Annotated in this window: 14 protein-coding genes; 1 reads left to right on the forward strand and 13 read right to left on the reverse strand. The window is 60.3% G+C overall.

Translation table 11 applies throughout. The features are described 5' to 3' along the window. Window positions 1-25: 25 nt before the first annotated feature. The 10 genes from P0D87_RS13045 to P0D87_RS13090 all read right to left on the reverse strand — a co-directional run bounded on the left by P0D87_RS13045 (window position 26) and on the right by P0D87_RS13090 (window position 9,929). A complete protein-coding gene (locus P0D87_RS13045) occupies window positions 26-2,827 on the reverse strand; it encodes an ATP-binding protein (protein ID WP_053860479.1) in 2,802 nt (933 codons plus the stop codon). Further along, window positions 2,824-3,957, reverse strand: coding sequence for a substrate-binding domain-containing protein (locus P0D87_RS13050; protein ID WP_053860480.1), 1,134 nt, complete (start codon window positions 3,955-3,957; stop codon window positions 2,824-2,826). The genes P0D87_RS13045 and P0D87_RS13050 overlap by 4 nt, the downstream gene beginning before the upstream one ends. 177 nt (window positions 3,958-4,134) lie before the next feature. Further along, window positions 4,135-5,043, reverse strand: coding sequence for a LysR family transcriptional regulator (locus tag P0D87_RS13055; RefSeq protein ID WP_053860481.1), 909 nt, complete (start codon window positions 5,041-5,043; stop codon window positions 4,135-4,137). Between the two features lie 94 nt (window positions 5,044-5,137). Next, on the reverse strand, window positions 5,138-6,130 hold the full coding sequence (gene iolG / locus P0D87_RS13060; protein ID WP_053860482.1) for an inositol 2-dehydrogenase: 993 nt from the start codon (window positions 6,128-6,130) through the stop codon (window positions 5,138-5,140). 40 nt (window positions 6,131-6,170) lie between these two features. After that, the gene (locus P0D87_RS13065) at window positions 6,171-6,407 is read right to left on the reverse strand and encodes a hypothetical protein (protein WP_029968829.1); all 237 of its coding nucleotides are present in this window, start codon (window positions 6,405-6,407) and stop codon (window positions 6,171-6,173) included. Between the two features lie 27 nt (window positions 6,408-6,434). Continuing rightward, a complete protein-coding gene (locus P0D87_RS13070; RefSeq protein ID WP_258196126.1) occupies window positions 6,435-7,211 on the reverse strand; it encodes an SDR family NAD(P)-dependent oxidoreductase in 777 nt (258 codons plus the stop codon). A 119-nt stretch (window positions 7,212-7,330) separates the two neighbouring features. Continuing rightward, complete coding sequence (locus P0D87_RS13075) at window positions 7,331-7,615, reverse strand: YciI family protein (protein ID WP_053860484.1); 285 nt, start codon at window positions 7,613-7,615, stop codon at window positions 7,331-7,333. Between the two features lie 10 nt (window positions 7,616-7,625). Then, window positions 7,626-8,714: a maleylacetate reductase gene (locus P0D87_RS13080; protein WP_053860485.1), complete on the reverse strand. Its 1,089-nt coding sequence runs from the start codon at window positions 8,712-8,714 to the stop codon at window positions 7,626-7,628. Then, complete coding sequence (locus tag P0D87_RS13085; RefSeq protein ID WP_053860486.1) at window positions 8,701-9,051, reverse strand: Dabb family protein; 351 nt, start codon at window positions 9,049-9,051, stop codon at window positions 8,701-8,703. The genes P0D87_RS13080 and P0D87_RS13085 overlap by 14 nt, the downstream gene beginning before the upstream one ends. Beyond that, window positions 9,048-9,929 (reverse strand): intradiol ring-cleavage dioxygenase, encoded by an 882-nt coding sequence (locus tag P0D87_RS13090; protein ID WP_053860487.1) that lies wholly within the window; start codon window positions 9,927-9,929, stop codon window positions 9,048-9,050. Before P0D87_RS13090 ends, P0D87_RS13085 begins: the two co-directional genes overlap by 4 nt. A 315-nt stretch (window positions 9,930-10,244) precedes the next feature. Between P0D87_RS13090 and P0D87_RS13095 the strand changes: the two genes are divergently transcribed. Further along, window positions 10,245-11,168, forward strand: coding sequence for a LysR family transcriptional regulator (locus P0D87_RS13095; RefSeq protein WP_029968837.1), 924 nt, complete (start codon window positions 10,245-10,247; stop codon window positions 11,166-11,168). 11 nt (window positions 11,169-11,179) lie between these two features. On the opposite strand, the gene P0D87_RS13100 is transcribed toward P0D87_RS13095, so the two are convergent. The 3 genes from P0D87_RS13100 to P0D87_RS13110 are packed head-to-tail and all read right to left on the reverse strand — an operon-like array spanning window position 11,180 to window position 14,755. Then, the gene (locus P0D87_RS13100; RefSeq protein ID WP_053860488.1) at window positions 11,180-12,154 is read right to left on the reverse strand and encodes an ABC transporter permease; all 975 of its coding nucleotides are present in this window, start codon (window positions 12,152-12,154) and stop codon (window positions 11,180-11,182) included. A 14-nt stretch (window positions 12,155-12,168) separates the two neighbouring features. Continuing rightward, on the reverse strand, window positions 12,169-13,179 hold the full coding sequence (locus P0D87_RS13105) for an ABC transporter permease (protein ID WP_171800550.1): 1,011 nt from the start codon (window positions 13,177-13,179) through the stop codon (window positions 12,169-12,171). Further along, complete coding sequence (locus tag P0D87_RS13110; RefSeq protein WP_053860490.1) at window positions 13,172-14,755, reverse strand: sugar ABC transporter ATP-binding protein; 1,584 nt, start codon at window positions 14,753-14,755, stop codon at window positions 13,172-13,174. The genes P0D87_RS13105 and P0D87_RS13110 overlap by 8 nt, the downstream gene beginning before the upstream one ends. Between the last annotated feature and the right edge of the window lie 219 nt (window positions 14,756-14,974).

Below are 14,974 nucleotides of genomic sequence, written 5' to 3' on the forward strand. Positions count from 1 at the left end.
GGGCGCGGCGGTGATCTACCCACAATCACGGCACGCTCCTCCTTTCCAGACATCGGTCGACGAAACTTAGGATTGCCTTCGACTGATAGTCCTTCGCCAACTGGCAAAGGTGTTCGGCGAACGGACGATATCGCTCGTCAAGCCCGGCAACCTGCGTGGCGTATTGCGCGATGGCACGCATGTCGCCGAGTCGCGCCAGGTGGTGCAGCGCCTCGAGTTCCCCTGGCGGCGGCATGATGAAGCTTTCCATCGACGGAGCGGCGGCTTGCGTCCGCGGAACTTCGTAGATCCACTCGATCGAAAGAAGCATCTGGATCTGCGACAGCAGCGCGCTGAAGTCGATTGGCTTTGGCAGAAAAGCGTTTGCACCGGCCGCCAGACTTTTCGCGGCGTCACTCCCTGAGGCGCCGGCGGATACCGCAATGATGGGCCGATCGGCGAGCTCGGAAATTGCGCGAAGGTGCCGCGTCGCTTCAAGTCCGTCCATCTCTGGCATGACGACATCCATCAGGATCAGCGCCGGCTGCAGCGCTTGCGCTTTTTCCAATGCTTCGAATCCGTTGATGGCCCCGACCGCATCGAATCCGAGCTGACCGAGCATATCGATCGCCACAGCACGGTTTACCGCGACGTCATCCACGACGAGAATCAGCTTGCGCGGTCCCTTGTAACCGCTGACCGCCTGCTCGGGCGGAATGGCAACTGACTGATGCGCCACTACCTGCACGTTCAACTCGAAGGAAAACGCGCTGCCCGCGCCGTGGCGGCTGTCGACGCGGATCTCGCCGCCCATCAGGCGCAAGAGCTGCCGGCTGATAGTGAGGCCCAGCCCGGTGCCTCCTATCTGGTGCCGGGCATCGCTTACCTGCTCGAACGGCCGGAAGATTGCCCCTAGGCGCGCTTCGTGTATACCAATGCCCGTGTCCCGCACTTCGAAAGACAAGCGCGCGGGCGGCATCCACCCGACGCGCAGGCGCACGCTGCCCGTCTCCGTGAATTTGATTGCGTTGGAGAGGAGATTGAGCAGCACCTGGCGCAGCCGTTTTTCATCGACTCGCACAGCCGCAGGAAGATTGGGCGCCAGCTCGCACGCGAAGGCCAAGCCCTTTTCCATTGCCTTAACCCGAATCGTCTCGGCGATGAAGTAGATAAACCCCTCGAGCGGAACGTCGGACAAAGTGAGCTCCGCCTTTCCGGCCTCCATCTTCGCCATGTCCAGAATGTCGTTGATGATCGCAAGCAGGTGTTCGCCGCTGCGCTGGATCACCGTGATTCCATCGACGTGGCGTCGGTCCAGGTTCTTGTCGCGCTTCAGTATCTGCGCGTAGCCCAGAATCCCGTTCAACGGCGTACGCAGCTCATGGCTCATGTGCGCGAGAAAGGCGCCCTTTGCCTGATTGGCCGCATCGGCGCGCTCCTTCGCGACGGCCAGTTCGGCCGTTCGCTCGCGGATCATGTCCTCGAGGTGTTCGCGATAGCGCCGCAATTCCTCTTCGGCTCGCCGTTGCCCGGTTATGTCGCGCGAGATGCCGAGCAGAAACTGCGGCTCGCCGCGCTCGTCGACGATGGGGATCTTCATCGTGTGCAGCAGACGCTGCCCGTGAATGGTTTCGACCGGCTCCTCGGGCACGTCGACCATCTGATGCGACTTCAGCACGTCAAGATCCTTCAGCGCGAAAAATTCCGCCTCTTGCGCCGGAAACATGTCATGCACGGACCTGCCGATGATCTGTTCGCGCCCGTAGCCGAGCAATTGCTCGCCTGCCTTGTTGATGCGCACGAAGCGCAGCGTCGCCGCATCCTTTACGAAAATCGTGTCGGGGATGTTCTCGACAATGCTGTCCAGGAAGTGTTCGCTCGCTCGCGCAACCTGCTCGGCACGCTGTCGTTCGACGATCTCCGCCGTCTGACCCGCGAGCGCAGCACTGAGTTCGGCCGTGCGCTCCGCAACGCGCGCCTCAAGTCCGGCGTTGAGTTCCTTGAGCGCATCCTCGGCCTGCCGACGCTGGCGCCGATCCTTCAGGAACTGCTCGACGGCGCGCGCCATGTCGGCAATCTCGTCGCCGCCATGAACGGGCACGCCTGCCTGGACGCCGCCGACATCACCGTGACGCAGGAAGTGGCTGACCCGGCGCAGCCGCGCCACGACGTGACGACCGAGGAATGCATGGGCGATCAGCCAGGTAAGCAGCAGGCTCACCGCCACCTCGCCGGCTACCCACATGCGGGTGCGGTTTACGTCGTCGGCGAGGCCTTGAACGGCTTTCCGATAATCTCGCGTGAAATAGTCAGACTGATCGCGGGCTGCGGCCGCCAAGGCGTCGGCCTGGCGGCGAAGATCGTCGTCGAGGCTGGCCAATGACGCGCCAGGCCGAGGCACGGTCTGCGACATTGTGTCGGCGCCGAGCGCGGTCTCGCGCAACTGGGCCTCGATATTGACCGTGTTGCGAAAACGCTGGCTCGACCGATGCAGCGTCAGCGCGTCGACGCCCAGGTTGTCGCTGGTGGTCGCGGAGGCCAGGCGGTCCACCGAGCGATCGAACGACACCAGTTGTTCGAGCACACGCCGATGCGTCTCGCGCACCGCGTCGACGGTATCGTCACGCGAAAGCTGTAGCGCGAGGCGCTCGATGATCAGGGTTTGCTGCGCCAGGTCTTGTGCATCCTCCTGGCGAGCCAGCCGCTCTTCGGCCAACTGACGAATTGCGTGGGCAGAGCCGGCCAATGAGTACAGGGTCGTGGCGCCGACCGCGACGACGAGCGCCGCGAGGCACGAAACCACGAAGGTGAATTGCGCGGTGAGCGAGCGGGGCAGAGGAGCTTTCACGGGCGTTGCCAGATGCGGCGATAGACGTCACGATAGCCGTTCGCCGGGTCATAGATCAGACGATCGCCGCCGTCCGCGGCGACATTGTTCGCCGTCACGAGGTGCACGGGGAAGACGTAACCCGTGACGCCTGCACCCGCGAACAGCCGGTTCATTTCGTCTACCAACTGCCAGCCATGCAGATTCAGTGGTTCGGCCACGGTGCCGGTCTGGAAGCTGCCCGTCCGGATCCGCAGGAAGGCGGACTCGCTGCCGTCGCCGGCCGACAGCATGGCCATCGCGGTGGTTGGAATCCCGGCCTGCGTCAGTACGGGCGCGGCGTAGTCGAAATAGATGTCGTTGACGGCCAGCGCATACGTCCAGCGCTCGCCAAAACGCGCGAGCAACGCGCGTGTCGTGCGCGGCATCAGGTCCTGGCTGCGCGAGATCGCCACGTCGCGCACTTCAAGCAACGTGCAGCCGCTGCACGCACGCACAACCGCGGCCATTTCGTCTGCCTTGCTTCGCGCAATCCGGAAATTGGAGTCGGTGAAGATGACGACTTGCGCTTGCCCGCCGGACTGCACGATGGCCGCGAGCGCAGTCACGCGCGCGACCTCGAGTGGATCGGTCGCGACATTCATCGCCACGGGCGTGCCCGGCACCGGTCCGGCCTGGGCCGCGACATGCCAGCCGACGATAGGAATGTCGCGCTCGGCAAACGGCTGCAGGCCGGACAGCAGGGCGCGTGCGTCGCTGCCGACGATGATGAGACCGTCCGGTCCACTTGCCAGCGCGTTCGCAAGCATCTTCAGCCGCAGGTCGGGCGTGCCGCCCGAGTCGAATATTCTTACGTTCCAGCCGATGACCTTGGCCGCCTCGAGCACACCGTCGACCACGCCAATGATGCCGCCGTTGCGCAAATCCTCGGCAACGATGGCGACGCGTCTGCCGGCCTGGGCGCGCGGACCGCTCCGCGGCCCGTTCCAGGGTGCGGCGGGTTGCGCCGCGGCATCGACGACGCGCTCCGCTGCGGCCAGATAGTCCCTGGCCGCGACAGCGGTCCCGGGCGCTGGCACGAGCGGCATACCTTGCGCTGCGGCAACCGACAGCGCACACACGCACTCCAATGCCACCAGCAAGCGCCTCATGCTGTTCCCCAAGGGCTTCATCGCGGTCGATCAACCGCTGTTGAACACGTGCCCAGACGCCGCACCGCATCTGCCCTGCGGATACGATAGTACACCGCGATGACTGCGTCTTCTATCGTGCGGCTGCCGCTTGCAAAGGGTGATTTCGCAGCGAAAACGATTAACAAACCGGCAGGTTCAATCCAGTTTGCCCTGTTCGGCCAGCTCGACAAAAGTGTCGACCACATGGCGGACTTTGGAGCGTAGATGCGCCACCTTCGGCCAGACCGCGTGCACGTCGATGAACTCACTCGAAACATCTTCGAGAACTGATATCAACTTGCCCGACTCCAGATGAGGTCGCAGTAGAGACATTGGCATCTGGCAAAGTCCCAGGCCCGCGAGCGCGGCCTCCACGATCGAGTCGCCGTCGCTGATTTGATGGGTTGCAGGCGGCGAAATCCGGGAGACCTCGCCATCGACATTCACGCGCCATGAAAGCGGCTGACCACGGCGATGGCCGACAATGCATGAGTGATTTTTCAACTCTTCAAGCGTGTTGGGAGCGCCGCGCCGCGCGAGATAGTCAGGCGATGCCGCAATCACCATCCGTTGGCTGGTTAGGCGACGCGCAACGAGACCACTCGAGCTTTCGAGTTCGCCGAATCGAATCACAAGGTCGACCCCTTCCTCAATCGGGTCAATGAGATGGTCCGAGAAGGTCATCGTGAACTGCAGGTCAGGATGCTTTCGACCAATGTCCAGCAGAATTGGAACGAGAATGCGTCGGCCGAAAGCTGCGGGCATGTCAATCCGCAAGCGACCGACTGGCCGCTGGTTTCCCGGGCCAAGTGCCGTTTCCGCTGTGCTGATTTCGTCGAGTGCAGAAGCGCATGCCGCAAAATAGGCGTCGCCGTCGGCCGTGAGCGAGATGCTTCTCGTCGTGCGATGGAATAGCTGCGCGCCGAGCCGGTCTTCCAGCTTTGCGATTGCTTTACCGACGGCCGACTTGGTCAGCCCGAGTTCTTCGGCTGCGTCGGTGAAGCTGCGCGACTTCGCTGCGGTGACGAATATCAATATCCCGCTGAATGTGTCGGCCTGCGCCATGTCATGCCCCGTTGACGAGTTTGATTCCACCTATAGGGCACGAACGCGAGCACTGTCAACCTGCAACGCGGAAGTCAACGGCCAACGGTCCCGATTAAATTTTGACCGCGCAGCCTGTGTTGGCCGCCTTGAGGGCGCAGTTCGCAATGCGCAGCGCGCGAATACCGTCCCGAGGTGTTGCAGGCATCGGTGCGTTGTTTTCGAGCGCCGTCAGGAAGCGGTCCAGTTCGACCTTGTATGAATCGGCGTGCCGCTCAAGAAAGAAATTGAGCAGCGGCTCACGCGCTTCGGTCCTGTCGCTCGTCCACCGGCGCAGGCTCGACGGCCTGTGGTTTTCATTCAAAACCATTCCCTTTGAACCAAAGACTTCGACCCGTTGGTCGAAGCCATACACGGCTTGGCGTGAACCGTTGATGTGACACTGCTTGCCCGACGCCGTCCGCAGCAGCACCATCACACTGTCGTAGTCCGGAAGCTCTTCCAGACCCGGGTCGACCAGGCGGTTCCCCATTGCCATCACTTCGACCGGTTCTTCGCCGAGCAGCCAGCGAGCAGTGTCGAAATCGTGAATCGTCATGTCACGGAAGATTCCGCCCGAGTGCCGCAGATACTCTCGCGGCGCGAGGCCGGGATCGCGACTCGTGATGACGACCTGGCGAACATCGCCGACTTCGCCTTCGTCGATAGCCTGCTTGAGCCGCATTGCATCCGGGTCGAAGCGTCGATTGAAGGCAAGCATCACGCGCCCGTTAAGACGCTCGATTTCTTCGACGGCGGCGAGCGCCCGGTCTATGTTTAGGTCGATGGGCTTTTCGCAGAGTACCGGCTTGCTGAGCCGGACGGCTTGCAGCGTCAGGTCGATATGTGTATCTGTCGGTGTGCCGACGATGATGGCGTCGACATCTTCGCGGTCGACTACCGACTTGCAATCCACAGACGAGTCGCAACCGAGTTCTGCGGCGAGCGCCTCGACCGCTTGCTTGTTAGGGTCGGCCACAGCGACGAGCTTCACTCGACGGTCGGCGGCAACATTGGCCGCGTGAATTTTTCCGATGCGTCCGGCACCGAGAACAGCGATACGCAACATCTGAGTCTCCTATATTTCGTCGGCGCGTGAAGCGCCCCGGCTATTCACTCTTGATTTCGGTAAGCGCCGATACAGCGATCTGTCGGCTAAGCCGCAGGATGTCGTCAAGACCAAACTCCTGCACTTCCGGCACTCGGTCTCCGCGCGCTTTCGCTACATCCGTCGCGATGCGAAGCGCGTTTGAGCGCTCACGCATCAACAGCTCCAGCGCCTCGACAAGAAAAGCGCGCTCTCTCTGCGATACCTTCGCTGCAACCACATGGTCGTAAGCAGACATACGCGGGTCCCCGGAACAATGCGGCCTTCAAATCAGGCTGCGGATACTGCCGCCATCGACACCCCAGACCGCAGAAGTGACGAACGACGCGAGGTCGGAAGCCATGAAGACAATCACGTTGGCCACTTCATCCGGCTGGCCCAGGCGCTTTAACGGCAACTGGCGCAGAGACAGCTCGTGCTCGACCGCGTCTTTCGGAGCCATGCCATGAAACTTGCCCATCGTGTCGGCGAATCCCCCGTCTTTCGTCCAGAACGGCGTCCAGACCGGACCCGGTGCAACCGCGTTCACGCGAATTCTCGGAGCTTCGGCTCGCGCGAGACCTTTTGTCAGAGCGAGTACAGCCGCCTTGGATGCGGAGTAATCAATCGGAACAGGTTCGGGCTGGCGGGCGAGGTCCGACGCGTTGTTGATAATCACCGAGTTCTCGCGAGCGCGCAGTACCGGCAGCAGGTATCGACACGTCCGGACATAGCTCATGAAATTAAGGCTCATCGTGAAGTCCCATTCCTCGTCCGAAAGTTCTTCGAACGTGCGGACCTTCCCCGCGCCGACGTTGTTCACGAGAATGTCCACCTGCCCGTTGTGCGGCTTAAGGGCCGCGTCGATGCCGCTTTTCACGCCATCGGCCGTGGATAAATCTGCCTGCGCAGTCGTGACATTGGTGCCGAGCGCGCGCAATTCCGACTCGGTCTCCTTCAGCGCATGCGCGTCGATGTCGATGATGCAAAGACGTGCGCCTTCACGTGCGAAACCCAAAGCGGTCGAGCGTCCGATACCCTGGGCTCCGCCCGTGATGAGCACGATTCTCCCTTCGAGGCCTGTCTGCATGATGTCTCCATTCAATGTTCTGTAGTTTGCGAGCGTTCAGGAACTCGATGCCATTTCCATTCGCTTTCAAACAGCGCCGTGATACGACGGACTTAGCGGTTGTCGACCCGCTTGATGAAAAACCTGATATCGACCGTGGCCCAAATTCCGGCTTTGTTGAACGGGTCGGCTTCTGCGAATTTTTGAATCTCTTCGATGTCATCGGCTTCATAGAGAAAGAAGCTGCCAATCATCGTCTGGCCGTCAGCTTTCGTCAGCGGGCCGGAGATGAGTGTCTTTACAGGTGCTGTCTGTAAATGGGCCTTGTGCGCGTCATAGTTCTCAAGGCGACGCTCGACCATATTCGGATGATCAAGACAGTAGACAGTGAAGTTCATTTTCGTCTCCTTACTCTGATTGAGTTGTTGTTGCGCCGCGCGGTGCGACGCCATCGAAGGCATCCTGCAGAAGCGCAAGTAGCGCGTCTCGCTCGATTTCACGCGGATTCCAGTAGGGGTTCGAGCTGGCTATGTCGGCGGCCTTCGACACATCTTCGGCGGACATCCCGATGTCTTTCAACGCAAGCGGCGCACCGCAGCGTTTAGCGAGCTCATAGACACCCAATGCCGCGTCTTGCGAACCTAGAGCGCGGGCTATCCGTTGCATCGCGTTTGGAGCGGCTTGCCGGTTATACGCAAGCGCATGTGGGAGAACGATGGTGTGTGTCTGAGCGTGCGGCAGGTTGAAACTTCCGCCGAGCGTATGACACAACTTGTGATGAAGCGCCATGCCCACGCTGCCCAACACTGTTCCGCAGAGCCAGGCACCGTACTGTGCTTCAGCGCGAGCTTCCACGTTGTGCGAGTTGGCCACGATAAGCGGTAAAGCACGCGCCAGAGCAGCGATGCCTTCTTCCGCCATCAAACTCGTCACGGGGTTCTCGTCGCGCGAGTAGAGCGCTTCAGCGGCATGGGCAATTGCGTTGATGCCGCTCGTGACCGATAGCGCGACAGGAAGCGACATCGTCAGGTCCGCATCGTAGATCACTGTCTTAGGCAACACGCGCAGGTCCGTTCCTGTCTTCTTCAGGCCCGCATCGGTGATGCCATAGATAGGCGTCATTTCGCTGCCTGCATAAGTCGTCGGCACGGCGAGAATCGGCAAGTCCGATTCGAGCGCGATTGCCTTGCCTAAACCTATCGTCGAGCCGCCTCCAACGGCAATGGCGCAATCGGCGTTCAGCTCTCTTGCCAGTGCGCGAGCTTCCTTGGCCAACTCGAGCGGCACGTGCATGACCGCGCGGTCGAACACAGCGGCGGCTCGCGCGCCCAGGCGCGCAGCGATGGCTTCACCGGTCTCTTTTTGCTCCGGGCTGCACAGAATGAGTGCTCGCTCCGAACCCAGTTGAAGTACTTCGCGCTCGAGGTGCTGCAAACTGCCTGGGCCAAAGACAACTCGACCGGCACGCGCCTGATAAACGAACTCACGCTTTTGCATTGGATAACTCCGCTGCACTCTCGAAACTCAACCCCGCTTCCAACTGGTAATCAACCTGGAACCGTGCAGTGCGAAGGTCGCCGAGTTCGTGACGAACGCGCAGATGTTCGGGGTGAGACGCATAGGCTTCCAACGCTTCCTGCGAGTCGAACTCGGTGATGAGAACGGCGTCGCACGCGTAGTCGACCTGGCTTGAGTCAAGTCCGACTTCGAGGTGCCGCATGCCGGGAATACAGCCACGCAAGCCTTCGAAACTGGTCTTAACGAGGTTGGACGCAGCTAGCCGCTCTGCAGGCGAGTCACCTTTGACACGCCACATGACGATATGCCGAATCATGCGTGTGCCTCCGACGGGTTGAGCACGAAGTCGTATTCAAGCGAGTACCACGGCACCGTCATTTCGCGGCCGTCCGGCGCTACGCCTGGCTCATGACGCTTCCACTCGGCAATCAGCGATGAGCGCACGCCGAACACGACGTCCGAGTCGAGATACTGGTCGCCATCACGAAACACATGCGTAATGAGCGTCTCGTAGCCAGGCGCTTCAATCATGAAGTGCAGGTGCGCTGGTCGCCACGGATGACGACCGACAGCGGCCAGCATGCGGCCAACGGGTCCGTCGTGCGGGATGGGATATGCCTCGGCAAGAATCGAGCGGAAGTTGAAATACCCTTCAGCATCTGCGTTCAGTCGGCCTCGACCGCGATGGACGGCGTTGCCTGCATCGGCAAGGTTCTGGACATCGTAGAAACCGTCTTCGTCCGACTGCCAAACGTCAATCTGGGCGTTCGCGATGCTTTCCCCTCCGGCGCCGCGAACCTGCCCCTTCACATAACAAGGCGCACCTTTCGCACCATTCGAAATGTCGTCGCCGTTGTTGTAGAGAGGCGCTCCCTCGACATAGAACGGCCCGAACACGGTTGCTTCAGTGCAATTCGATGGTTTGCGATTGTTCTGCGACATGACCAGCATTGAAAGGCCAAGCGTGTCCGACAGCAGAATGAATTCCTGCCGCTTGTCGTCGGTGATATGACCTACTTCCGTCAGAAACCTGATTGCTTTAAACCACTCGTCCTCGGTGAGATGAACGTCGCGGGCGAAAGCGTGAAGATGTTGAACCAGGCTCGTCATGACGGTCCTGAGTCTCGCGTCCTTGCACTCCGCGAGCGAGGCAATAACGGCCTGAGTGATGGTGTCTTCGTTGATGTTGCGCATCGTGCGTGTCTCCGTTGTGCGCTCAAGGCGTCTTAAACGAAAGGTAATGGGTCATCCGCGTAAATAAAATGCCTCGAAGTGAAATGACATTTCCTTGTCCCGGAAGAATCGGCTAAGCGCGCATTGCAGCTTGCGGCGGACCTGCAAGCGCGCCCGTCAACGCTCTTTCATTGTAGAAGTCGATTCTACAAATCGGATACCTTGAGTCGGTTTATCAATGCTCCCGTCTACGGCATATTGGGCCCGGAAGGGGTGGAAGAATCCCTTCCGATTTTTTCACCTGAATGTTTCACCTGAATGGGAAGAGGGCAGGCGATGGACCGCTGGACGCAATTGCAGTTGTTTGTGCTCACTGCCGATCTGGGCAGCCTGTCGAAGGCGGCCGAGCAGCTCGACATGTCGAACGCTGCGGCCAGTCGAACGCTGAGCTCGCTGGAAGAGCGCCTCGGCGCACGGTTGATAGAGCGGACGACCCGCCGCATGTGGCTCACTGACGCCGGCCGTGAATATCATCGTCGCTGCACTGCGGTTATTTCCGAACTGTCCGAAGCCGACTCGATCGCTTCCGAAGAGGCAGTGAGCCCGCGGGGCGTACTGCGCGTGACCAGTTCCGTCTCATTCGCAATGATGCATATTGCACCCGCGCTGCCGGAGTTCCTCACGCGCTATCCCAACCTGTCGGTTCAGATAGTCGCGGCGAATCAGTACCAGAACTTCATCGAAGCCGGGATAGACATCGCCATTCGCACCAGGGAGCACGAGGGAGATTCCGGCATCACCATACGACGCCTTGCTGAGACCAGGCGAGTGCTGGCGGCGTCGCCGGCGTACCTCTCCGCGCACGGTCGTCCCCAGAATCCCGAGGACCTCGCGCAGCACAACATGCTCGTCTATAACCTTGCCGTCGACCCCTATCTGCTTCACCTGCGTCGGGGCACGGAAGAACGCAATATCGCCATTACAAGCGCGCTCGACTCCAACGAAGGCCAGGTCATCGTCGCGGCCGGGCGGGCAGGGCTAGGGATTGTTGTCCAACCGCTTTACATCATTCACGACGACATCGTGTCCGGCCGTCTCGTGCCAGTGCTCGACGATTGGCAATTGCCACGTCTCACCATCAACCTCGCTTATCAAAGCCGACGTTACCAGCCCGCGAAAATCAGAGTTTTCACGGACTTCCTCATGGAGCGCGTCAGAAGCCTGAATCTCGAAGAACGTTGGATGACGTTTGCGACCTGAAATGCCGGCCTTCAATGCACTCGGCGAAATGCAATAAATCGCTCGAGCGGCGACGCCAGCACTGCACCGAGGCGCCCATCGAGCAAAACCACAATCAGAAGCAAAAGGCCGTTGACGAGAAGAATCTGCGTAGACGTAGCGCTCAACAGGCCGAGCCCATTGTTCAGCACAGTAAGAATCAGAACGCCCATTGCCACGCCGAGCGGCGAACCGATTCCTCCACCCAACGCGACACCGCCAACAATCGCCGCTGAAGCCGCCTGAAGCAGGATATTGCTTCCCATCGTGGCGGACGCAGTCGCCAGGCTCAGCGAGAGAAGGCCGCCGCCGAGTGCCGACAGTCCGCCGGAGATGACGAAGGCGACCGTCAGTGCCTTACCCACACGCGCGCCACTCTGAATTGCCGCCTTCCGATGCCCACCCGATGCGTAGATGTCGCGCCCGAGGGTGGTGTAACGCAAGAACAGCGATACGACGACAAAGCAGGCGATCGTAATGAGGCTACGCGGGGAAAAGATTGCAGCAATGTTCTGGTCAAGGAAGTCGCTGACATCGAGGTTGGCGTAACTCAGCACGCGGCCACCCGCAATCCAGTAACCGATGCCGGTGAGGAACATCATGGAGCCGACTGTCGTCACCAGCGAAGAGACACCGAGCCACGGCAGCAGCGCCGCGTTAGCGATACCGACCACCACGCCAAAGATGATGGCGTACAGCATGCCGAGCATCGCACTATCGCCACCGAACTTCACCGTGATGAGGCCGGCAACTGTCGAGATTGCGGCGACGCTCAGATCGAACTCACCGGCGATCATCGTGACCGAAAGACCGAGCGCGATGATGCCGAGGAATGCAAACGCCTGGAAGATTGCGTAGAGGTTCGCCTGCGAAAAATAGTGGTCGACGCAGAGGCCGAAGACAACAGGCATTCCCACGAGCAGTACGAGGCGAATGGCCAGATTGAGAAGTCGTTGAGACTGTTCCATTTTCAAATCTCCTGTTATTTCCGTCCCGGACCGAGTCGGGCAAGCAACGCGCCGAACACGACTGCCGCGAGAACGACGATGCCCTTCGCTACCAACTGGTACTCGTAACTCACACCGCTGACCAGAAGGATGTTGCTGATAACGGCGAGGAAAATGGCGCCTGTTACCGCATCCGAGATTTGTCCGCGTCCGCCTCGAATCGAAATTCCGCCGACGAGCACGGCAGCAATTGCGTTGAAGTCCAGGTCAATGCCGTAGGTCAGGTTGCCTTGCGCCGACGACGATGCAATCAACGAGCCGGCAAGCGCCGCTGCGGCGCCCGCGAATCCATAGCAAACGAGCGTTGCCGTCATCAACCGAAGTCCTGCAATGCGCGCAACTTCGGCGCGCATACCAATCAGTCGGATTTCCCGCCCGATACGGGACTTTTGCAGAATGAAGCTTGCGATGGCGGCGAACATAGCCAGCACCAGGATCTGATTCGGCAGCCAGCCAAACAAGCGTCCTTGACCGAGCCAGGTCGCGTCGCCTTTTCCGATGACGGTAAGCCCGCCGGTGTAGATAACGCCAGCGCCAATGATGATTGACGACGTGGCAATCGTGGTGATGATGGGATTCGCTCTGCCCAATGCGATGATTCCACCCTGGACAGCCCCCATCAAAAGGCCGCTCAACACGACAAGCAGCAGCGTTGCGCCGAGACCCAGATGAATGAGCGCAGCGAACATCACAGTGGAGACCGCCGCTGTTGCGCCCATCGAAAGCATGAAGAGATTTCCGCTGAGGGTCACTAACGCCATCCCGATAGCGCCAATGCCGACCGCGGCCACCGAGTACATCAGGGACTGCATGTTTCCGAACTCGGTGAAGTGCGGAACGATAGCCGCGGCCACTACGATAAGTACAAGGGTAGCGATGCGAATCGACGCAGCGTGAATACTCGTCGTGCCGAACAATGCTGCGGCCCAACGTCGTAGCGCAGTCGTCGATACCTGCGCGGTAGGCTCAAGAGCTGTCTTATGCATTACCCACCTCCACAGTCTGGTTCCGGAAAGAGACATGGCTACGAGATGCATCGCCGTCGCCTGCCACGATGTCGTGCAGGAGCGTGTCGCCGTTTATCTCGAAGCGCGGCTTATGACGGACCATCCGGCCTCTGAAGACAGTGAGAACCGTATCCGCGAGCTCCAGGATTTCTTCAAGGTCAGTCGAATAGAAGACGATCGCCAGGCCTTCGTCCGCCATCTTGCGCAGCGTGGAGTAAATTTCGCTGCGGGCGCCAATATCGACGCCCCGAGTAGGCTCGTTCAGAAGCAACAGACGTGGAGCCAGTGCTACTGCCTTCGCGAGAGAGACCTTCTGCTGGTTGCCGCCGCTAAGCGTCGACACTTCGTGCGGAAGACGCCTCGGGTCGATGGTGAACATCGAGGCCAGGCGTCGTGCCTCTTCCTGTTCACCGGCGCTCCGCATGATTCCCGCTCGGGTGAACTTCGCCATAACGGACGCAGTGATATTGATGGCAATTGGCGCATCCAGGAAAACGCCCTTGTCAGCGCGGTCTTCTGCCACGTACGCGATTCCCGCTCGCAGCGAGTTGCGAATGCTGTCGAGCTTGACGGTTTGGCCGTCCACTTTCACCGCACTGGAAATATCACCGCGCAGGCCGGCAAGGGCTTCAACGAGGACTTCCGCTCCTGAACCCAACTGGCCGACCACGGCGAGGATTTCACCCGGCGCGACGTCGACTGAGAGTTGCTTGACCTTGTCCGCGACCGTCAGGTTGGAAATCGAAAGACGCGGCGCCACATTGGCGCGTTTCTCCGGCGGCATGACCTTGCTGTGCACCAGCTCGCGACCAATCATTGCCTTGACCACCTCTGCGGTCGTCATATCCGCGGTGCGCTGCGTGAGCACGTGCTGTCCATTGCGGAAGACTGTTACCCGGTCTGTGAGCGCAAACACTTCGTCCAGTCGATGACTGACGAAAATCATCGCGGTCCCCTGGTCACGCAGTTTGCGCGCGACATCGAAGACCCGAACAATCTCCGCATCCGACAAGGTCGCGGTGGGTTCGTCCAGCAGCAGGACCTTCGCTTGACGCGACATGCCCCGAGCGATTTCGACGAGCTGGCATTCGGCGAGGCTCAGTCGCGACGCAGGCGCGTCGAGCTTGATATGCGACAGTCCGACCGAATCCAGATGCTCACGGACAGAGTCCCGGTATTGGCTGCGACGGTAGATTGCGCTCTGGTTCGCGCCACCGAGAAGAATGTTATCGAGCACCGACAGCGTCGGGACGATAGCCAGCTCCTGGTGAACGATGGAGATAAGTCTCGGGTCGGTGCGATGACCGAGTTTCAGTTGATGTCCGTCGATGGTAATTTCACCGTCGTCCGGCTGCACCAGGCCACCGAGAATTTTGATGAACGTGCTTTTGCCTGCACCGTTCTCGCCACAGAGCGCGTGAATCTCACCAGGTGCCAGCTCGAGGCTGACGCCGGTGAGCGCCTTCACGCCACCATAGTGTTTGGTCAGATTGCGAGCGCACAGCAGACTCTGGGTGGCGAGCGTCTCGCCGCCTGTTTTCGCGTCTTGCAGCATTGTCTTCCTCCATACGCGGACACTCTTCGGTCGTCCGCTGCTACGGGTCGATGCCCGTCACCGTCACCTTGCTCATACGCGTGATTGCTCACGCTTCGTGACGCATACATGTCGAATAACGAAGCCTTGCATCGAGACTGAAGCGCAGGCATGCCGTGGGCGCGACCGCATCAGCGATGCCGCTGCTGTGAGTTCAGGAGGAGAGGAATTGGCAAAGGA

Origin of the sequence: Paraburkholderia sp. RL17-368-BIF-A, from assembly GCF_046054045.1 — a bacterium.
Lineage (GTDB): Bacteria > Pseudomonadota > Gammaproteobacteria > Burkholderiales > Burkholderiaceae > Paraburkholderia > Paraburkholderia graminis.